This window comes from Enterococcus sp. AZ009 (genome assembly GCF_050548785.1).
Taxonomy (GTDB): Bacteria; Bacillota; Bacilli; order Lactobacillales; family Enterococcaceae; genus Enterococcus_D; species Enterococcus_D entomosocium.
Window position 1 is genome coordinate 1,962,667 of the sequence record NZ_CP172960.1, and the last position, 21,318, is coordinate 1,983,984.

Consider the following 21,318-nt stretch of genomic DNA (forward strand, 5'->3'; position numbering starts at 1 on the left):
TCCTTTTGGCGGCACAGCCTTAGGAAGGACGTTGTTTTTGTTTACATAGAGGATTCGGCAAACTTCTTGTAAAAGTGTGGAAAATCTCTCTTTCTTTCTGAATAAAATCAAGTATAATAAGAGCATAGCAAACAAAATGCATTTTAAAGTGCTAAATAGTTCGTGAATTGAGGGTAAAAATGAAATCAGATATCGAAATTGCACAAGAATCAATGCCTAAACCGATTATTGAAATTGCTGAACCACTTGGTTTAACAGGGGATGACCTAGAACTTTATGGCAAATATAAAGCAAAAATCGAATGGTCAGCAATCAACGAAAAAGCAAACAATCCGCTGGGTAAACTCATTTTAGTCACAGCGATCAGCCCAACGCCAGCAGGGGAAGGTAAATCAACCGTGACCATTGGACTTGCAGATGCGTTAAATCAAATCGGCAAGCAAACCGTCATCGCCTTACGTGAGCCATCATTGGGCCCAGTAATGGGCATCAAAGGCGGCGCCACCGGCGGCGGCAAAGCACAAGTTCTACCGATGGAAGACATCAACTTACATTTCACAGGTGATATGCATGCGATCACGGCTGCCAATAACGCCTTGTCTGCGTTGATCGACAATCATATCCAACAAGGCAACGAATTAGGGATCGACGGACGTCGGGTCACATGGAAACGCGTTGTCGATTTGAATGATCGAGCGTTACGACAAGTGATTGTCGGTCTAGGGGGACCGTTACAAGGCGTTCCCCGAGAAGACGGTTTTGACATCACCGTTGCTAGTGAAATCATGGCGATTTTGTGCTTGGCAACAAGCATTGATAATTTAAAAGAGCGATTAGGAAAGATTTTAATTGGTTATTCTTTTGAGAAACAACCAATTTACGTAAAAGATTTGGCGGTCCAAGGTGCTTTAGCCTTACTTTTAAAAGATGCCCTCAAACCGAATCTCGTTCAAACGATTGAAGGAACCCCTGCGCTGATCCATGGCGGACCTTTTGCGAATATCGCCCATGGGTGTAACAGTGTCATCGCAACCGAGACGGCTTTGCACTTAGGCAAATACACGGTGACCGAAGCTGGGTTTGGTGCTGACTTAGGCGCAGAGAAATTTCTTGATATCAAAACACCGAATTTATCAAAGGCACCAGATGCGATCGTAGTGGTAGCAACGATCAGAGCACTGAAGATGCATGGTGGGGTCGCTGTCGCTGATTTAGGGACAGAAAACTTAAAAGCATTAGAGCGAGGCTTCAGTAATTTAAAGCGTCATGTTGAAAACATGCGTAAATATGGTATTCCAGTTGTCGTTGCGCTTAATGAGTTCTCACAAGACACAGAAGCGGAGCGAACATTAGTCGAAACCTTGTGCCAGCAAATCGACGTCACCATCGCACGGACAGCCGTTTGGGCAGAAGGTGGCGCCGGTGGAACGGATCTAGCAAAAGCAGTGGTTCAACTAATCGAGGAAAAACCCGCCAACTATCATCGCTTGTATACCGACGATTTGCCTTTAGCGGATAAAGCTTCTTTGATCGTGCGGGAAATCTATGGAGGAGCTGAGGTTGAGTTTGCACCAAAAGCCAAAGCGCAGTTACAAAGCTTCAAAGAGCAAGACTGGGATCAGCTGCCGATTTGTATGGCAAAAACCCAGTATTCCTTCAGTGATGATCCAAAGCGATTGGGCGCACCAGATGACTTTACAGTAACGATTCGCGAATTCGTGCCAAAATTAGGTGCTGGCTTTATCGTTGCCTTGACTGGTGCCGTGATGACAATGCCTGGATTACCGAAGAAACCTGCGGCTATCAATATGGACGTGACTTCTGATGGCCAAGCAATCGGTCTTTTCTAAAAGAGTGATCACAAGCAAAGAAGACATTCGCTGCATTTGAAACGAAAAAACGGAAAGAGATGATTTGAAAGGACGGATGCAAGCGGCATTCGTCTTTTTCTCGTTCATTAGACGTGATGGAAGATAAAAGTAGGGATTCTTGTTATAATAATCAAGGAAGCAAGCAAAAGTCTATTTTCTTTCTTTTGATAATCAAGTATACTTAACCAATTGAGGTGATCTTTGTCAATGGAGCTACAACTAACTAGGAGGACTGGTTTTTATGGAATGGGCAGTCCCTTAGAGGTCATGCAAGGGAAAAAAAGAATCGCTGCCATCAATCATCAGCAAACGATTTTTTTAGAGTTAGCTGAGCAGACACCGATTCGTGTGCGCATGTTTTTTTTAGAAAGTCAGCCTTTTCAGCTACCACAAGGCCAATCAGCGCTCAAGCTGGAGATCGTGATGAATCCTACGCTTAAAAGATTATATATCGGCTTTTATTTAAGCCTTTTTCTCATGATGGGGGTATTGGGCTTATTCTCTATCTCCCTTTACTCGTTGCTTTTTGTCGGGGTGTATTTGGTGGCATATTTTGTCTTTGTTTTGATTTATTTGAAAAAAGCGTATCTTATCAAGGAGGTTCCTCATGGCTAGTGGTGCAGATCAATTTTTGAGTAGTTTTAATCGAATCGAAAAGCGGCTTCGTGACGAATTGGATAATCCACGGAATATGGGTTTTTCTGAAATGGTTCGTCGCTTGTCAAAAAGCAAAAATATCAATGTCAGAAGAGCAGAAGATGATCTATTACAAATGGCTCAGCTGCGCAATGCCATCGTACATGAAAAAATCGGAGAAAACTTTGTCATTGCTGAACCGAATGAATGGGTCGTCAATCGCATTCAAGAAATTGAACGCTCTTTACTGGCACCTGAAAAAGTCATGCCGCGTTTTGCGAAACGAGTGACTGGTTTTGAAAAGCACCTGCCATTACCAGAGTTATTGAAAATCGTTGCCCAAAAGCGCTATTCACAATTTCCGATCTATGATAATGGTCGATTTTTGGGCTTGATCACTTTGCGGATGCTGGGATACTGGTTAGCGAAAGAAAGCCTCCATGGTGAAATCAAGTTGACAGGCAGAACGGCAGATGAATTATTAGCAGGAGATGGGAAACGATCAAATTATTGTTTCGTGTCGGCAGAAACGACCATCGTAGAAGTGGAAGAATTGTTTCAAAAAAATGCCCTGCTTGAGGCGGTTTTGATCACCAAGGATAAAAATCCGAATGGAAATCTCTTGGGCATCATCCGTCCACGAGATATTTTTAAAGAAGAAAGAGTGGAAAATTTATGATCGCGTTGTTTTTTTTGTTAAGTGCTGTTGTCATTGGCTTGGATCAATGGCTGAAAATTTGGATCGTTGCCAATTATCAACTAGGTGAAACACATTCTCTGATCGACAATGTGTTGTCCCTGACCTATCTTCAGAATACCGGTGCAGCTTGGAGTATTCTAGAAGGAAAAATCACTTTTTTTGCGATCATCACCGTTATCGCGGTTGCCGTCGTTGTTTACCTATTGTTTCGTTACCAAAAAAGCAGTTTGTGGTTTCGCTTTGGATTGGCATTTGTTCTAGGTGGCGCTATCGGAAACTTCATCGATCGCTTGCAGCATGGCTTTGTGGTGGACATGTTCCAGCTTGATTTTATCAATTTCCCAATTTTCAATATCGCTGATATGTCATTAGTGTTTGGGGTAATCTTGATTTTTATTTATGCACTGGTAGATGACGAAGCAAAAGGGAAACAAGGAGAATCAAATGGAAAAGCAAATTGAAGTAATCATTAAAGAAGAAAAAGGGCGGGTCGACAAAGTGTTGGCTGAACGCTTGCCTGACCATAGCCGTTCACAAGTTCAACAATGGCTGAAAGAAGATGCCGTTACTTTAGAAGGTGAAACGGTTCGGGCTAATTATAAAGTAAAAGCAGGCGATCACTTGGTCATCCAAGTGCCAGAGCCGGAAGTAGTAGATTTAGAGCCAGAAAATATTCCTTTGACGATCGTCTATCAAGATGCTGATGTGGCAGTCATCAACAAGCCGCAAGGGATGGTGGTTCATCCATCCGCTGGGCATCCAAATGGCACCTTGGTCAATGCGTTATTGTACCATATGGATGATTTATCCACGATCAATGATGTTGTTCGGCCAGGAATCGTTCATCGAATCGACAAAGATACGTCGGGTCTGTTAATGATTGCCAAAAATGATCAGGCGCATGAGTCGTTAGCGAAACAATTGAAAGACAAAACCTCGTTACGCAAGTATGTGGCATTGGTCCATGGCAATATCAGCCACGAAAAAGGCACGATCAATGCACCGATCGGCCGCTCGAAAGTCAATCGGAAAATGCAAGCCGTGATCGAGAATGGCAAACCCGCAGTGACTCATTTCACCGTGTTGGAACGCTTTGATCAATTTACCTTGGTGGAATTGCAATTGGAAACTGGAAGAACCCACCAAATTAGAGTGCATATGCAATATATCGGGTTCCCGTTAGCCGGTGACCCAATCTACGGACCAAAGCGTACCTTAAAAGGCAACGGCCAGTTTTTACACGCCAAGCTTTTAGGTTTCGCACATCCCGCTACGGGTGAGTCAATGGTCTTTGAAGCCCCATTACCAGAGCTGTTCGCGGACACGTTAAAAAAATTGCGAAAAAATGATTGATTTTTTTGTGTGAGAACTGTATAGTAATTGTAACAACTAAATAGCTCCTTTAAATGTAGTCCCGTGAGGCTAAGAAGGAATGAGTAAGCAGACGACTCCCGCGTTGGAGATTCGAACCCTTACTAGATGATAACGTGTACCCAAAATCCACAGAATGGGATTTTAGGCAACGATCGGAAAACATGACTCCTACCTCAAGCAGGTAGGAGTTTTTTTATGTTCAAAATTAGGAGGGAATAACATATGGCAGCGAAAGAAGTAGTAGATGCAGTAACAATGAAACGAGCGTTAACGCGGATCACCTATGAAATTATTGAAAGAAATCGCGGCATTGATAACTTGGTGCTGGTAGGAATCAAGACAAGAGGCATCTATATCGCTCAACGAATAGCAGAACGTTTAAAACAACTAGAAGGCGTAGAAGTACCTGTCGGTGAATTGGACATCACCTTGTACCGAGATGACAAAAAGGCAGAAGATGATCCAGAGATCCATTCATCAGACATCCCGACTGCCATTGATGGCAAAGAAGTCATCTTGATCGATGATGTCTTGTTTACAGGACGGACGATTCGGGCAGCTTTGGATGCCATCATGGATATTGGTCGACCAAAGCGAATCTCACTCGCCGTTCTAGTTGACCGCGGTCATCGTGAACTGCCGATTCGGGCAGATTTCGTTGGGAAAAATATTCCAACTGCTTTAAGTGAAGAAATTATCGTGGAGATGGAAGAATCAGATGGTTCTGACCGGATCATGATCAATAAAGAAAACGACTAGGAAGAAGAGTGACAGCAACATGCAGAAGCAAGAATTTCGTAATCCAGACGCAGTTTTAGACATCAAAGATCGGCCCAAAGCACTGCCTTGGTTAGGTCTAAGCTTACAACATCTTTTCACGATGTTTGGGGCAACAGTATTAGTTCCGATCCTCGTTGGGATCAACCCCAGCATCGCTTTAGTTAGTTCAGGTATTGGAACATTGGTTTACTTGGTCACAACGAAAGGGAAGATTCCTGCGTATCTAGGCAGCAGCTTTGCGTTTATCGCAGCGATGCAGATGCTGATGAAATCTGATGGCTACCCAGCTATCGCACAAGGCGCCATCACGACTGGGTTGGTTTACGTGATCGTTTCGATGATCATTAAACGTGCCGGTGCAGCTTGGTTGGATAAGATCTTACCACCGATCATTGTCGGTCCTGTGATTATGGTGATTGGATTAGGGTTAGCCGCTAACGCCGCCCAGAATGCAATGTACAATGACTCAGTCTACGATTTCAAGTACATTCTGGTAGCTTTGGCTACCTTAGGATTAACGATTTTCTTCAATATGTTTCTGCGAGGGTTTTTAGGATTGATCCCGATCCTTCTGGGGATCGTGGGCGGATACTTGATCGCCTTAGCAGCGGGGATCGTCGATGTGCAGCCCATCATTGACGCCAACTGGTTTGGCATGCCAAGCTTCGAGATTCCCTTCATTAACTATGAACCAAAACTGTATCTGAATGCAATCACTACGATGGCGCCGATCGCTTTTGTTACCATGACCGAACACATCGGTCATCTGATGGTCTTGAACAAATTAACGAAGCGGAACTTTTTTGAAGAGCCAGGCTTGAACCGAACACTATTGGGCGATGGGTTTGCTCAAATTGCAGCCGGTCTCGTTGGGGGCCCCCCAGTGACAAGTTACGGAGAAAACATTGGGGTTTTAGCAATTACACGGGTCCACAGTGTGTTCGTCATCGGTGGAGCAGCAGTTCTAGCCATCGTACTAGGCTTCGTTGGAAAACTAAGCGCATTGATCTTAAGTATTCCTGGTCCAGTCATCTCAGGGATCAGCTTCCTGCTCTTTGGCGTCATCGCTGCCAGCGGGTTGAAAATTTTGATCGACAACAAAATCGATTTTGATCGTAAGAAGAATTTGATCATTGCGTCAGTGATCCTTGTGGTAGGAATCGGCGGTCTTGTCTTCACGGTCGGTACCTTCACATTATCCGCAATGGCGTTAGCAACTGTCCTAGGGATCTTCTTGAATCTTATTTTACCTGACAGCTCTCGCAGCGAAGAAAAATAACTTGTACCAACTCATCGTTTAAACAGAATCAAAGGAGGAATTCATTCATGATTATTCAATCCGAAAGAATCAGCTTAAAGCATCTTTTGACGGTAGAAGCATTGACGGACCGTGAAGTGATGGGACTCATCCGCAGAGGACAAGAATTCAAAAGAGGGGCGAAATGGATGCCCCAAAAAGAACAATATTTCGCAACAAATCTCTTTTTTGAGAACAGTACCAGAACCCACAAAAGCTTCGATGTTGCTGAGAAAAAACTAGGGATCGAAGTCATCGAATTTGAAGCCTCCACCAGTTCTGTTCAAAAAGGCGAGACCTTGTATGACACGGTCTTGACGATGTCGGCTTTAGGTGTAGACGTTGCGGTCATTCGCCACGGCGATGAAAATTACTACGACGCTTTGATCCAAAGCAAAACGATCCAGTGCAGTATCATCAATGGCGGGGACGGCAGCGGCCAACACCCAACGCAATGCTTGCTAGATCTGATGACGATCTATGAAGAGTTTGGGCATTTTGACGACTTGAAAGTCGCAATCGTAGGTGACATCACCCACTCACGGGTCGCAAAATCAAACATGCAAATGTTGAAGCGTCTCGGAGCGAAAGTCTTCTTCTCAGGTCCAAAGGAATGGTATGACGAAGAATTTGAAGTATACGGTCATTGGCTACCATTAGACGAATTGGTCGCAGAAGTCGATGTTATGATGATGCTTCGTGTCCAGCACGAGCGCCATGATGGAACGGAAAGCTTTTCAAAAGAAGAATACTTAAAAAATCACGGGTTGACCGTCGAACGCGCCGCAAGAATGAAAGAGCATGCGATCATTATGCACCCAGCACCGGTCAATCGCGATGTGGAGTTGGCTGATGCCTTAGTTGAAAGCTTGCGCTCGCGAATCATCACACAGATGTCCAATGGCGTCTTTGTTCGAATGGCGATTCTTGAAGCAGTGTTGAACGGTAAGGCCTAACAGGCAAAAAGGAATGAATTAGAGGAGGAAGTTTACATGAAAACACTCATTAAAAACGGTAAAATCATCAAAAAAGACAATCACTGTGTTCCTGCAGCAATTTGGATCGAAGAAGGAATCATTCGCGGGATCGGTACAGCATTTCCCGAAACAGATTTTGACGAAGTCATCGATGCCAAAGAGCAATTGATCACGCCAGGTTTAGTGGATGTTCATGTACACTTCAGAGAACCAGGCTTTGAATACAAAGAAACAATCGAAACAGGCAGCATCGCAGCAGCTCGTGGTGGGTTCACGACAGTTTGCGCAATGCCAAATCTTGATCCAGTTCCCGATACACCGGAAAAATTAACAGCTGTTTACGAAAAAATCAACGCAGATGCGTCAATCAATGTCTTACAATACGCCCCGATCACTGAAAACTTACGCAGTGAAACGTTGACGGATGCAGCTGGAATGAAAGCTGCTGGCGCTTTCGCCTTGACGAACGATGGCGTGGGTGTTCAGACTGCTGGCACAATGTATCTGGCAATGAAGCAAGCAGCCGAAAATGACTTGGCCTTGGTTGCCCATACAGAAGATGACTCCTTACTCTTTGGCGGCGTGATGCATGCTGGTAAAAAAGCAGAAGAACTTGGACTACCGGGGATCTTGAGTGTAACGGAAGCTTCTCAAATCGCTCGTGATGTACTTTTGGCGGAAGCAACGGGTGCTCATTACCATGTCTGCCATGTCTCGACCAAAGAAAGTGTTCGAGTGATCCGAGATGCCAAAAAAGCTGGTATCCATGTGACAGCTGAAGTTTCTCCTCATCATTTGCTTCTAATCGATGAAGATATTCCTGCCGATGAAGGCTTTTGGAAAATGAACCCACCGTTACGTGGGCAAGAAGACCGTGAAGCGTTGATCGAAGGTCTGCTGGATGGCACGATCGATTGTATCGCGACGGATCATGCCCCACATGGCTATGAAGAAAAAATGCAAAGCTTTTCAAAAGCACCATTTGGCATCGTCGGATCAGAATATGCCTTCCAATTGTTGTACACTCATTTTGTCAAAACAGGACGCTTTACCTTGCAGCAACTAGTGGATTGGATGACCGTGAAACCAGCATCAATCTTTGGTCTAAGCGCCGGAACGATGATGGTCGGAGACAAAGCCGATCTCGCGATTTTTGACTTAGAATCAGCTTATAACGTGGATCCTAAGCAATTTCTATCAAAAGGAGTCAATACGCCTTTCGGTGGATGGACGTTATATGGGGATACAAGTTATACATTTGTAAATGGAAAATTAGTATGGCAAAAAGGTGGGCAATAATATGAAACGTTGGCTTATTTTAGAAGATGGAACATACTTTGAAGGCGAAGGCTTTGGTGCCAGTATCAATGTTTTTGGTGAGATTGTTTTTACCACCAGCATGACGGGCTATCAAGAAGCCATTACGGATCAAAGTTTTAACGGACAAATCATTACGTTTACGTATCCGATGGTTGGAAATTACGGCGTCAACCGAGACGACTACGAATCAATTTCACCGACATGTAAAGGGGTCGTTGTGAAAGAACACGCGCGTCTAGCGAGCAATTGGCGGAAACAGCTGACGTTAGATGAATTTTTAAAACGCAAAAATATTCCAGGGATCGCAGGAATCGATACACGCGCGCTGACAAGAAAGATCCGTCAACATGGGACCATGAAAGCGAGTATCGTTGATGCAGGAGATGTCTTTGACCATGCCTTTGATCAATTAAAAGCGGCGGTTTTACCAACCAATCAAGTGGCACAAGTTTCTACCTCAAAACCTTATCCAAGTCCTGGAACGGGTCGCAATATCGTGGTCATCGACTTCGGCTTGAAGCACAGTATTTTACGGGAATTGTCACGCCGCAACTGCAATTTAACGATTTTACCATACAATACGACAGCGCAAGAAATTTTAGACCTCGCACCAGATGGTGTAATGCTGACAAATGGACCGGGTGATCCTAAAAGCTTGCCAGAAGCAATTAAAATGATACAAGGGATTCAAGGCAAGGTACCGATCTTCGGGATTTGTTTAGGCCATCAGCTCTTCTCATTAGCGAATGGGGCAGATACCTATAAAATGAAGTTCGGTCACCGCGGATTGAACCATCCGGTAAGAGAGATCGCCACTGGTCGGATCGATTTTACCTCACAAAACCATGGCTTTGCTGTGGATGAAGCATCCATCGATCCTGAAAAACTAATGGTGACACACGTCGAAGTGAACGATGGCACGATCGAAGGGGTTCGTCATCGCCGCTACCCAGCATTCAGTGTCCAATACCACCCAGATGCGGCACCGGGCCCGCATGATGCGGTCCACTTATTTGACGAATTTTTAGAGATGATCGATGCATGGAAGGAGCAGAACTAATATGCCAAAACGTACAGATATCAAGAAAATCATGGTAATCGGTTCTGGACCGATTATTATAGGACAAGCGGCAGAATTTGATTATGCCGGTACACAAGCTTGTTTAGCTTTACGAGAAGAAGGCTACGAAGTGGTGTTAGTCAATTCGAATCCCGCAACGATCATGACGGACAAAGAAATTGCTGACAAAGTCTACATTGAACCAATCACATTTGAGTTTGTCTCACGGATTTTACGTAAAGAACAGCCTGATGCAATTTTACCGACATTAGGCGGACAAACGGGCTTGAATATGGCAATGGAATTAGCCAACTCAGGTATTTTGGATGAATTAGGAATTGAGTTGCTAGGAACCAAATTAGCAGCAATCGACCAAGCAGAAGACAGAGATCTATTCAAACAATTAATGGAAGAATTGGATCAACCGATCCCAGAATCCGAAATCGTGTCAACGGTGGAAGCAGCAGTTGATTTTGCGAAAAAAATCGGCTTTCCAATCATTGTTCGTCCAGCATTTACGCTAGGGGGAACGGGCGGCGGCATGTGTAACAATGAAGAAGAGCTGCGCCAAATCGCTGAAAACGGCTTGAAGCTCTCGCCCGTGACCCAATGCTTGATTGAACGTAGTATTGCAGGGTTTAAAGAGATCGAATATGAAGTGATGCGGGATTCTGCAGACAACGCGATCGTTGTTTGTAATATGGAAAACTTCGATCCAGTCGGCATCCACACCGGCGATTCCATCGTCTTTGCCCCTAGTCAAACACTGTCAGACCATGAATACCAAATGTTGCGAGATGCGTCATTAAAAATTATTCGCGCATTAAAAATAGAAGGTGGTTGTAACGTTCAGTTGGCACTTGATCCACATAGCTTTAATTACTATGTGATTGAAGTAAATCCGAGGGTTTCTCGTTCCTCTGCACTAGCAAGTAAAGCAACAGGTTATCCAATTGCCAAACTGGCAGCGAAAATTGCCGTCGGTTTAACATTGGATGAAATGAAAAATCCAGTCACAGAAACCACCTATGCAGAATTTGAACCCGCCCTTGACTATGTTGTGGCAAAAATTCCTCGCTGGCCGTTTGACAAGTTTGAAACGGGGGAACGTCGATTAGGAACACAAATGAAAGCAACTGGAGAAGTGATGGCCATTGGTCGTAATATTGAAGAGTCATTACTGAAAGCTGTTCGTTCATTGGAAATCGGCACACATCATATCGAAATGAAAGAACTAGAAGCTCTTTCTGACAATGATCTGATGGAGAAGGTCATCAAGGCGCAAGATGATCGCCTGTTCTACGTCATGGAAGCCATCCGAAGAGGGTATACTATCGAAGATTTGAATGAAATGACGAAAATCGATTTATTCTTCTTAGATAAAATGCTTCACATCTTTGAGATCGAACAAGCATTAGCAAACGATCCACAATCCCTTGATGTTTTGAAAAAAGCCAAGCAAAACGGCTTTACGGATAAAAAGATCGCTGAGCTGTGGGAAACCACGGAAGCTGAGATCCGCACGCTGCGCCATGAGCAAAAGATTTTGCCCGTCTACAAAATGGTAGATACATGTGCCGCAGAATTTGAATCAGCAACACCTTATTTCTACAGCACCTATGAGTTTGAGAATGAAAGCAAGCGCAGTGAAAAAGAATCTGTTCTTGTCCTAGGTTCTGGACCGATCCGAATCGGACAAGGGGTGGAGTTCGACTATGCAACAGTGCACTCGGTGAAAGCGATCCAAGCTGCTGGCTATGAAGCGATCATCATGAACAGTAATCCTGAAACGGTTTCGACTGATTTTTCTATCTCCGACAAGCTGTATTTTGAACCGTTGACCTTAGAAGATGTCTTGCATGTGATCGATTTGGAACAGCCAATTGGGGTCATCGTCCAATTTGGCGGGCAAACGGCGATCAATTTAGCCGAACCTTTGGTGAAAGCCGGAGTCAAAATCCTAGGCACCAGCATTGAAGATCTCGATCGTGCCGAAAACCGCGATCTCTTTGAGCAAGCATTACAAGCACTAGATATTCCGCAACCACCAGGCGACACGGCGACGAACGAACAAGAAGCGATCGCCATCGCACAAAAAATCGGCTATCCTGTTTTAGTCCGCCCAAGTTATGTCTTAGGGGGACGTGCGATGGAAATCGTGGAAAACCAAGCCGATTTAGAAGATTATATGCGTCATGCAGTGAAAGCATCACCAGAACATCCTGTCTTGGTCGATCGTTACTTGGTTGGTAAAGAATGTGAAGTCGATGCTATCTGTGACGGCAAAACTGTTTTGATTCCTGGAATCATGGAACATATCGAGCGTGCAGGGGTCCATTCAGGAGATTCAATGGCAGTCTATCCACCGCAAAATCTTTCGGATGAACTAATTGCTACGATCGAAGAATATACCAAACGCTTGGCATTAGGTTTAAATTGTATCGGTATGATGAATATCCAATTTGTCATCCATGAGAACAAAGTGTATGTCATTGAAGTAAATCCTCGTGCTAGCCGAACCGTGCCATTTTTAAGCAAGGTAACAGAGATCCCAATGGCACAAATTGCCACGAAGGCGATTCTCGGGGAAGAGATCACAGCGTTAGGTTATCAAGACGGACTTGCTCCAACACCAAATGAAGTACACATCAAAGCACCTGTCTTCTCCTTTACAAAACTTTTAAAAGTCGATACTTACTTAGGCCCTGAAATGAAATCAACGGGTGAAGTAATGGGATCAGACAAAGATTTGGCAAAAGCACTTTATAAAGCTTTTGAGGCATCAGGCCTGCATATTCCTGAATTTGGAAAAGCACTTTTCACCGTTGCAGACGAAAGCAAAGAAGAGGCAGCAGCACTGGCGGCGCGTTTCGTAGAGGTCGGCTTCACCTTAATGGCTACCAATGGAACCGCTGATTACTTTGAAGAAAAAGGCCTGCAAGTGACACGAGTTGCTAAAATCTCTGATCAACAAGCAGAAGAAACGGTTGTTGATTTGATCCGTAAAGGAACGACCCAAGTAGTAGTCAATACCATGGACAAAGATCGCCAAAATGCAACGGAAGACGGATTTATCATTCGCCGAGAAGCAGTGGAGCATGGTGTACCGACCTTTACTTCTCTTGATACAGCGGATGCAATTCTAAAAGTGATGGAATCCCGCAGTTTTTCAACAAAAGCAATTTAACGCAGATAAAGGAGTTTTTTGATGAAGCAAGAAATCATGACCATCAGCAAACAGCGTCAACTGGCACCACGGATTTTTGAAATGACATTGACTGGTGAATTAGTCAATGAGATGAGGACCCCAGGGCAGTTTCTGCACCTGCGGGTTCCTCAAAATGCCTTTCTTCTTCGCCGACCGATCAGTATCAATCATATCGATGCTGAGAAAAAAGAATGCCGAATCATTTACCGGGTCGAAGGAGATGGCACACGAATTTTTTCAGAAATGACCGTTGGTGATCCAATCGATGTGATGGGGCCGTTAGGAAATGGGTTTCGCTATCATCATTTAAATCAAGGGGACACTGCATTTATCGTAGGTGGCGGTATCGGTGTACCGCCGCTCTATGAATTATCGAAACGTCTGACCCAACAAGGCGTCCACGTCATTCACTTTTTGGGCTTTGCCAGCAAAGACGTCATGTATTATGAAGAGGAATTTCGTGCACTAGGAGACACGAGGATTGCTACCGATGATGGCAGCGCTGGTTTACAAGGAAATGTTGGCAACCTGTTGTTAGCTGCAGAGCAAACACCTGCGGCGGTCTTTGCCTGCGGAAATAACGGTCTTTTAAAAACCACCGCCCAGCTTTTCGAAGACCTTTCAGATGTTCAATTATCCATGGAAGCGCGAATGGCTTGCGGGATGGGTGCCTGTTATGCCTGTGTTTGCCATACGAAAGATGACGAACAAGGTACAAAAAGTGTCAAAGTTTGTGACGAAGGGCCTGTATTTCAGGCGAGAAAGGTGGTCATTTAATGTCGATCAACGTCGAGCTACCCGGATTGAGTCTAAAAAATCCGATCATGCCTGCCAGCGGCTGTTTTGGGTTTGGTGCAGAATATGATAAATATTATGACATCAGTCAATTAGGTGCGGTGATGATCAAAGCGACCACACCTGAACCACGTTTCGGCAATCCAACCCCAAGGGTAGCGGAAACGCCTAGTGGTATGTTAAATGCCATCGGGTTGCAAAATCCTGGGTTAGAAACGGTCATGAATCAAATATTGCCGGACTTAGCTCAAAAACATCCAGAGTTACCGATCATTGCAAACGTTGCTGGTTCGACCGTCGAAGATTACGTTCTTGTGTGTCAGGAAATCAGTCAGGCAGAAAATGTCAAAGCGATCGAACTGAATATCTCTTGCCCTAACGTCAAACATGGCGGTATCACTTTCGGAACCGATCCTGCGGTTGCTGGTGCATTGACTGAAGCGGTCAAAAAAGTCTCGCAAGTGCCGATCTATGTCAAACTTTCGCCGAATGTGACGGATATTGTCCCAATTGCAAAAGCGATCGAAGCAGGCGGCGCCGACGGGTTTACGATGATCAATACGCTTTTGGGCATGCGGATCGATTTAAAAACACGAAAACCGATTTTAGCCAACCAAACCGGGGGCTTGTCTGGTCCATCAATCAAACCAGTGGCGATCCGCCTAATCAAACAAGTGGCGCAAGTTTCTCAATTACCAATTATTGGCATGGGGGGCGTGATGTCAGTGGATGATGTACTTGAAATGTATCTGGCAGGTGCAAGTGCAGTTGCAGTAGGAACTGCAAACTTTACCGATCCTTACATTTGCCCAAAATTGATTGAAGAATTGCCTATCCGAATGGCAGAATTAGGGATCACTTCTTTGGAACAGTTGATAAAAGAAGTGAGAGAGGAGCACGTGTGATGAGTGAACGACCAATTATTGCCTTAGATTTCCCCAACAAACAGGCTATTGAAACATTTTTAGCGCAATTTCCTGCGGGAGAAAAATTATTTGTAAAAGTTGGAATGGAGATTTTCTACCAAGAAGGACCAGCGATCGTCACTTGGTTGAAATCCTTTGGCCATGACATTTTTTTAGATTTAAAATTACATGATATCCCTAATACTGTTGGACGAGCAATGGAGCGCTTAGCTTCTTTAGGTGTTGCTTTGACGAATGTTCATGCAGCCGGCGGGATTGAAATGATGACTGCTGCTAAAAAAGGTCTGCAACAAGGAACCCCCGCTGGAGACAAAGTCCCTGATTTGATTGCAGTTACCCAATTGACCTCCACTAGTGAGGCACAAATGCATCATGATCAGCAGATCATGACGTCACTGCAAGAAAGTGTTATCCATTACGCCACTTGTGCCCAAAAAGCTGGATTAGACGGTGTTGTTTGCTCCGCACACGAAGCAAAACAGATCAAGCAAAGAACAACCGATGCCTTCATACGCTTGACGCCTGGTATCCGACCAGCTGGCAGTGAAGTTGGCGATCAAAAACGGATCATGACACCTGCACAAGCTCGCAATGCGGGGGCTACCATGATCGTTGTGGGACGTCCAATCACCCAGTCTAAGACACCGTATGAAAGTTATCTGCAAATAAAACAAGAATGGAAGGAAGCTAGCCAATGAAAGAACAATCCAATCAAATTGCCAAAGATCTTTTAGACATCGAGGCGATTTTTTTACGACCGAATGAACCATTTACTTGGGCAAGCGGCATCAAAAGCCCTATTTACTGCGACAATCGAATCACTATGAGTTATCCTCATGTACGTCGCGCCATTGCGAAAGGCTTAGCTGCAGTCATCAAAACGACTTATCCCGAAGCAGAAGTGATTGCAGGGACCGCAACAGCCGGGATTCCCCATGCTGCTTGGGTCGCTGAATTGTTAGATTTGCCAATGGTTTATATTCGCAGCAAAGCAAAAGAACATGGCAAAGGCAATCAAATTGAAGGTCGTATTCAGCCAAATCAAAAAATGGTCGTCATTGAAGATTTATTGTCAACAGGTGGCAGTGTCTTAGAAGCTTGTGAAGCAGCCAAAAGAGAAGGAGCCGACGTATTAGGCGTCGCTGCGATCTTTACTTACGAGCTGCCTCAAGTCCAAGAGAATTTTGACCAAGCAGGTCTATCCTATGTGACTTTGACAAACTATACAGCGTTGATCGAGTCGGCTTTAGAAACGGGTGCTATTCAAGAGTCTGATGTTGCCCTGTTACAAGAGTGGCGAAAAGATCCTGCTGCTTGGTTGAGTGAATAAGGAATTGAAATAAGAAACGGATATGTGAGGGAATGACCAAGCATATTCGTTTTATTTTCACCTATTTTCTGATAGCATTGGGAGAAAGTTTTTTTGATAGGAAGGGCTATTCCTTGCTGTCAACTTGAATTAGGAGGCTGTTTTTTTGAAAAGAAATATGGATGTTCCCTGGAGTTATTCCGGAGACAATGGACCTGAACATTGGCACACTTTGTGCGATTGGTATGCACAAGGCGCCGAATTTCCTTACCAATCCCCAATTGCTTTAGTTCACGATGAAACCGAAGAACCTATCGATCAGGACTTGGCTTTTCACTATAAACGAGAGCGGTTCACGGAAAAAGAATTCAAAAATACGATTCACTTCGTTCCATATAACAAAGAAAGTTATGTCACATTTAAAGGGATCAACTACTATTTGACGGATATTCATTTCCACATGCCGTCTGAACATATTATCGATGATGAACAGCAAGAATTAGAGTTTCATCTCGTCCATATGAATGAGGACGGAGAAAACTTGGTTGTGGGCATCTTATTCAAATTGACGGATAAGCTCAACTGGATCTGCAATCAGCAAGACGACAGCATCTGGGACTTTGAAAACCATACGCAATGGTTTGATCCGACTATGTTCTTACCAGAACGCACCCACCATTTCCATTATGTGGGTTCGTTGACGACACCGCCAACCAAAGGGCCAATCAATTGGTTCGTCTTTGACTGGATCGGGGAGATGAGCCGCCGCTTCATTTTGGAATTCCGGGAAGAAGTGTTAGAAAATAATAATCGCCCATTACAAGACCGCAAAGATCGGCCTATTTATTTCTATTAATTTATAAAAATAGATCCTTTTACGTAGTGTTTATCACTGACTTCATTTGATGGTCAGTATAGAAACCACTTCGTAAGGGTAATTTATAAAAATGATGTTAGAATTTTTAGAATCTCATTGACTAGAAAAAGACGAAAACTCTTCGTCTTTTTTTATTTTTATATTCTAGGACCATGAAGGCTATGCTAAAATATTAAATAAGCTGATTCTCGGCAGTTAATGCATTGTGAAAATAAATACAAATATAGTTTTTTTTGGAAAAAGAGCAGACACGGTAAAGCTTTTTTGGCTGAGTATTTTATAGTGAAAGAAAGGAAATCCATATGCATGCATGGGAAGCAAACCAAAAATCCATCGATTTTATCGAAGACAATCTTGCTGAGTCGCTAGAGATCGAAACGTTAGCACAAGTCGCATCACTTTCTGTATTTTATTGTCAACGCTTATTTACTCGCTTAGTTAAAATTTCTGTTAGGGAATATATAAAACTGCGTCGTCTGGCCAGAGCCGCTGTTTTATTAAAAGACAGAAAAAGTCGAGTCATTGAGGTCGCATTTGAGGTTGGTTTTAACAGCCATGCAGCATTTTCAAGAACCTTTAAGACCGTTTATGGACTTTCACCTTCTCTTTACCAAAAAGCGCCGATCGGTTTGCAAAATTTTGATAAGCCGGATCTATCTTTAGGGTATATTGTCACAGAAGAAGGCAATCCATTGATCAGCGAAGGAGTCGTTTTGGAGATTCAGAAGAAGCGAAATCAGCAACCGCTGGTTTTTTGTGGCGTTGTTGGTTACTATCCATTTAAGTATGGAAAAATGCTGGGCCAACGAACAGGGATTGATCCGATTGATGATATTTGGCATGATTTTTATCAAAAGACTGCCAATCAGCCTCGCACCGATCATTGCCTGATCGGTGTTTCATTTCCGGGAGATGCGCCTGAAGGCTATTCAAGTTATTTTGTTGGTCAAATATCTGATGGTTCGCAATTTCTCAACTGCACTGAATGGACTTTACCAGAACGTGAGTATATTGTTTGCAGTTTTGATACGGTCTCAGAGCAACTGATCATCAATATGGGAAAGGCGATGCGTTATACCCGTTTTTGGCTCAAGAAAAATGGCTGGATTGCTGAGAATTTTTTTCCTGAGCTTTATCAAAAAGGGGAAAATCATGTGGTTCATGTCGAATTATGGATTCCTTTTAAAAAAAGAATTAAGATGCAAGGAGGAACAGAATAATGACCCACCAGTATGAAGAAGGAATAAAGCTGCTTGAAGAAAAATTCGGACATTTTAAAGACAATGTGATTGCCCTTGCGACGACAGCTTGTGACAAAACTGTAGAGGGACACATACAACCAGTCGTTCGAGAAGTTGATGCTTTTTATGAAGAGGGCGTTTTTTACGTGTCGACACACGAGCAATCCAATAAAATCAAGCAAATCAAAAAGAACCCAGCAGTTTCCATTGCCGTTAGCGGTGAATGGTTTACTGCGGTCGGTCAAGGGGAGAATTTAGGTTGGGTGCTAGACCCTAAAAATGCAGAATTAAGAAGCAAAATTCGCAAAGCCTTTGTCTGGTACGACGAAGTCAACAATGAGAATGATAAAGGCTGTTGCTTTCTAGCAATCCATTTGACCAAAGGAACGTTGAATATCAATCATTGGGAAAAGCTGTATCATTTTGATTTCGAGAAGAAAGTCACTATGGAGGATGGTGGAATTTATTAGCCAACAGAACCTACTGGCTGCAGGTGAGTTTCAATTGCCATTCTATCGGATCTAGCAGATACTTCGATGGCTAAATTCTGAGAAGGTTTGCCTTTTGTGGTTTAAGCTAAGGAAAATTGTCGCTGAAAGAGCAGTAGATAGAAGGAAAAAGCATAAAAACCGATCACAAGCGCGTGCCTCTTCGCAGCGCTTTTGTGGTCGGTTCTTTTATTGATTACACTATGATTTTTTGATCCGAATAGACTGAGAGCAGCTAGGACTGTTTTAATCTCAAAATTCCCTCATCAGGTGTCACAAAAAGCGTTTTTTGATTCTCATAAATGACGAATCCAGGCTTGGCACCATTCGGTTTCCGAATATGTTTGACTTGCACGTAGTCCACCGGTACTTGGGCAGATTGACGATATTTTGAGAAATATGCGGCAAGCTCTGCAGCTTCCATTAAGGTTGTCTCACTAGGATCATCCGAACGAATGATGACATGCGAACCAGGAATGTTTTTAGTGTGCAGCCAGATATCACTCTTACGAGCTGTTTTTAAGGTCAGTTGGTCATTTTGTAAATTGTTTTTTCCGACGAAAATTTCAGTTCCGTCTGAAGAAAGAAATCGTTCTGGTTGCGAAGGAGCGGCTTTTTTACGCTGTTTCGTCCGATTTTTGACATAGCCTTGTGCAATCAGTTCTTCCCGAATAACCGCCAGATCCATTGGAGAGGCGATTTCTAATTGGGCTAACACGGATTCGAGATACGCGATTTCTTCTTTCGTTTCGGCAATCTGCTGATGGACCAGTTTGACAGCATTTTTTAATTTCTGATAACGTTGAAAATATTTCTGAGCATTTTGATTGGGAGAAAGAGCGGGATCTAATTTGATCGTCAAAAGCCGATTCTCATCATAGTAATTTTCCAAATCAACTGAAGCAGCACCACGGGGGACTTGATTCATAAAGGTCGTCAAAAGCTCACCTTTTTGACGAAATTCTTCGGCGTTTTCTGAATCGATTAACGTTTGTTGGCGTTTCTTTAACTTCAATTGGTTCCGTTTCAGTTCATTCTCAATCTTCTTTAGTAATTCGCCACCTTGTTGTTTGACCCGATCTCTTTCCGCCTTGTCGTGATAAAACGCATCTAAAAGCTCGCTCAGACTCTGATAAGAGGTGACAGTGGTGGTCGCATCGATCAATGATGGATAGGGAATTGGTGTAAAATATTCCTTTTTCTCTGACTGGAGATAACTTGGTGCTAGCTCCTGGGTAAGCTCTGTAAAGAAAGCTTCCCACTGACGCAGTTTTTCATTGGGATTGGCATTGATTCGAGCGATTAATTCTTCTGCTGTATCGCGGCCTAAGCCTTGGAATCGTTGTTGAAGTTCTTTTGCCGTCAAGGGATCGATGGTCGATAATTCTTCAAAAATTTTGGTGCGAGAGGCTGTAAAAGGATTAAGTGTTGTTTGCTTTGGTGGTGCAATATAAGTAGCACCCGGTAATAAAGTACGATACGTATTTTGTGAATGACCAATGTGTTTGATTGTATCGACAATTTTTCCGCTCGTCTTATTCATTAATAAAATCGTGCTGTGACGGCCCATCAATTCGACAATCAAGACGAGGGATTGTAAATCACCTAGTTCATCTCGTCGAGTAAAATGAAAATGGATCACACGGTCATTGTCGATTTGTTCGATTGATTCTAAGATCGCCCCTTCTAAATATTTCCGCAGCATCATCAAGAAATTCGGTGGGGTTTCTGGATTGCTATAGGCGATCGTTGTGCATTGCACACGAGCATAGGTGGGATGTGCGGATAGCAAAAGTTTATGATTTTTCCCTTGGGCACGGAGCACAAATACGACCTCATTTTCATAAGGTTGATGAATTTTGTTCACACGTCCACTGGTTAATTGATTTTGTAATTCTTTGACCATTAAATGGGTAAAAACACCATCAAAAGACATATTGTTTCCCTCTTTTCTTATAAGGATAGTTTGACTGAGGGATTGATCCTTCCAATGTCAAATATTCCTATCTATTATACCGAAGAATCCAAAGAAAAGCCATGGCAGCTAGCTTTCCTTTTTCTTGTTAGGTTGGTGATCGGTGGTTTGCAGTGCACGCTCAATTTCTTTGTTCAAGAAATAAGAGATGACTGTTCGAATAATAACGACTGCAGCTAGACGTACGATGTCTTCGAAAGTAGGGTGGATGATCGTCTCAATAATATCTGCTGCAATCAAGATCTCAAGACCTAATAAGACATAACTCCCTAAATAATTGCGGATAAAATTATTCTCTCTGGCTGCCACCAAACGGTCCTTTTCTGTTAATTCGTAGCGCACGAAATCAATGCCTGCGATCAATACACCCCAAACGATGACGAAAATGGAGAGAAAGTTTAAACAGACAACAATGAAATCGAAGATTGAATTGGCTCCAGTCATCAAAGAACTAGCTAGATTATGCATAATGACTCCTTTACCG

Annotated in this window: 20 protein-coding genes; 18 read left to right on the forward strand and 2 right to left on the reverse strand. The window is 43.5% G+C overall.

From position 1 onward, the window contains the following. Positions 1–179: 179 nt before the first annotated feature. From IGJ74_RS09445 to IGJ74_RS09530, 18 genes are all read left to right on the forward strand, one after another. Positions 180–1,850 (forward strand): formate--tetrahydrofolate ligase, encoded by a 1,671-nt coding sequence (locus tag IGJ74_RS09445; RefSeq protein WP_207463006.1) that lies wholly within the window; start codon positions 180–182, stop codon positions 1,848–1,850. Between the two features lie 228 nt (positions 1,851–2,078). Beyond that, the gene (locus IGJ74_RS09450) at positions 2,079–2,486 is read left to right on the forward strand and encodes a hypothetical protein (RefSeq protein WP_005235998.1); all 408 of its coding nucleotides are present in this window, start codon (positions 2,079–2,081) and stop codon (positions 2,484–2,486) included. Further along, positions 2,479–3,186, forward strand: a complete 708-nt coding sequence (locus tag IGJ74_RS09455; RefSeq protein WP_005235996.1) for a CBS domain-containing protein — start codon at positions 2,479–2,481, stop codon at positions 3,184–3,186. The genes IGJ74_RS09450 and IGJ74_RS09455 overlap by 8 nt, the downstream gene beginning before the upstream one ends. After that, positions 3,183–3,668, forward strand: coding sequence for a signal peptidase II (gene lspA, locus IGJ74_RS09460; protein ID WP_005226122.1), 486 nt, complete (start codon positions 3,183–3,185; stop codon positions 3,666–3,668). The genes IGJ74_RS09455 and lspA overlap by 4 nt, the downstream gene beginning before the upstream one ends. Beyond that, entirely contained in the window at positions 3,652–4,560 is a 909-nt protein-coding gene (locus IGJ74_RS09465) for an RluA family pseudouridine synthase (RefSeq protein WP_061054170.1), read from the forward strand. Before lspA ends, IGJ74_RS09465 begins: the two co-directional genes overlap by 17 nt. A gap of 243 nt (positions 4,561–4,803) precedes the next feature. Continuing rightward, positions 4,804–5,340: a bifunctional pyr operon transcriptional regulator/uracil phosphoribosyltransferase PyrR gene (pyrR, locus tag IGJ74_RS09470; RefSeq protein ID WP_005235992.1), complete on the forward strand. Its 537-nt coding sequence runs from the start codon at positions 4,804–4,806 to the stop codon at positions 5,338–5,340. A 19-nt stretch (positions 5,341–5,359) separates the two neighbouring features. Continuing rightward, entirely contained in the window at positions 5,360–6,640 is a 1,281-nt protein-coding gene (locus IGJ74_RS09475; protein WP_005235990.1) for a solute carrier family 23 protein, read from the forward strand. A 47-nt stretch (positions 6,641–6,687) separates the two neighbouring features. Then, positions 6,688–7,614: an aspartate carbamoyltransferase catalytic subunit gene (locus IGJ74_RS09480; protein WP_005235988.1), complete on the forward strand. Its 927-nt coding sequence runs from the start codon at positions 6,688–6,690 to the stop codon at positions 7,612–7,614. Between the two features lie 36 nt (positions 7,615–7,650). Continuing rightward, positions 7,651–8,934: a dihydroorotase gene (locus tag IGJ74_RS09485; RefSeq protein WP_087664147.1), complete on the forward strand. Its 1,284-nt coding sequence runs from the start codon at positions 7,651–7,653 to the stop codon at positions 8,932–8,934. A gap of 1 nt (position 8,935) precedes the next feature. Next, the gene (locus IGJ74_RS09490) at positions 8,936–10,015 is read left to right on the forward strand and encodes a carbamoyl phosphate synthase small subunit (protein ID WP_005235984.1); all 1,080 of its coding nucleotides are present in this window, start codon (positions 8,936–8,938) and stop codon (positions 10,013–10,015) included. Position 10,016: 1 nt separating this feature from the next. After that, complete coding sequence (gene carB / locus IGJ74_RS09495; protein WP_087664146.1) at positions 10,017–13,202, forward strand: carbamoyl-phosphate synthase large subunit; 3,186 nt, start codon at positions 10,017–10,019, stop codon at positions 13,200–13,202. A 21-nt stretch (positions 13,203–13,223) separates the two neighbouring features. Beyond that, positions 13,224–14,000, forward strand: a complete 777-nt coding sequence (locus IGJ74_RS09500) for a dihydroorotate dehydrogenase electron transfer subunit (protein ID WP_005235982.1) — start codon at positions 13,224–13,226, stop codon at positions 13,998–14,000. Then, positions 14,000–14,923, forward strand: a complete 924-nt coding sequence (locus IGJ74_RS09505; protein WP_016611756.1) for a dihydroorotate dehydrogenase — start codon at positions 14,000–14,002, stop codon at positions 14,921–14,923. The genes IGJ74_RS09500 and IGJ74_RS09505 overlap by 1 nt, the downstream gene beginning before the upstream one ends. Continuing rightward, entirely contained in the window at positions 14,923–15,642 is a 720-nt protein-coding gene (pyrF, locus tag IGJ74_RS09510) for an orotidine-5'-phosphate decarboxylase (RefSeq protein ID WP_008379878.1), read from the forward strand. Before IGJ74_RS09505 ends, pyrF begins: the two co-directional genes overlap by 1 nt. Continuing rightward, positions 15,639–16,274: an orotate phosphoribosyltransferase gene (gene pyrE / locus IGJ74_RS09515; RefSeq protein ID WP_005226111.1), complete on the forward strand. Its 636-nt coding sequence runs from the start codon at positions 15,639–15,641 to the stop codon at positions 16,272–16,274. Before pyrF ends, pyrE begins: the two co-directional genes overlap by 4 nt. A gap of 157 nt (positions 16,275–16,431) precedes the next feature. After that, positions 16,432–17,109, forward strand: a complete 678-nt coding sequence (locus tag IGJ74_RS09520) for a carbonic anhydrase family protein (RefSeq protein ID WP_016620153.1) — start codon at positions 16,432–16,434, stop codon at positions 17,107–17,109. 323 nt (positions 17,110–17,432) lie between these two features. After that, the gene (locus IGJ74_RS09525; RefSeq protein WP_218193045.1) at positions 17,433–18,350 is read left to right on the forward strand and encodes a helix-turn-helix domain-containing protein; all 918 of its coding nucleotides are present in this window, start codon (positions 17,433–17,435) and stop codon (positions 18,348–18,350) included. Next, positions 18,350–18,841, forward strand: coding sequence for a pyridoxamine 5'-phosphate oxidase family protein (locus IGJ74_RS09530; protein WP_016620151.1), 492 nt, complete (start codon positions 18,350–18,352; stop codon positions 18,839–18,841). Before IGJ74_RS09525 ends, IGJ74_RS09530 begins: the two co-directional genes overlap by 1 nt. Before the next feature lie 253 nt (positions 18,842–19,094). Here IGJ74_RS09530 and efbA read toward each other — a convergent pair whose 3' ends face one another. Together efbA and IGJ74_RS09540 are read right to left on the reverse strand one after the other, a co-directional pair. Continuing rightward, a complete protein-coding gene (gene efbA, locus IGJ74_RS09535; protein ID WP_086332386.1) occupies positions 19,095–20,795 on the reverse strand; it encodes a fibronectin-binding protein EfbA in 1,701 nt (566 codons plus the stop codon). Positions 20,796–20,903: 108 nt separating this feature from the next. Then, a complete protein-coding gene (locus IGJ74_RS09540; protein ID WP_087664143.1) occupies positions 20,904–21,302 on the reverse strand; it encodes a DUF1622 domain-containing protein in 399 nt (132 codons plus the stop codon). Positions 21,303–21,318 lie beyond the last annotated feature (16 nt).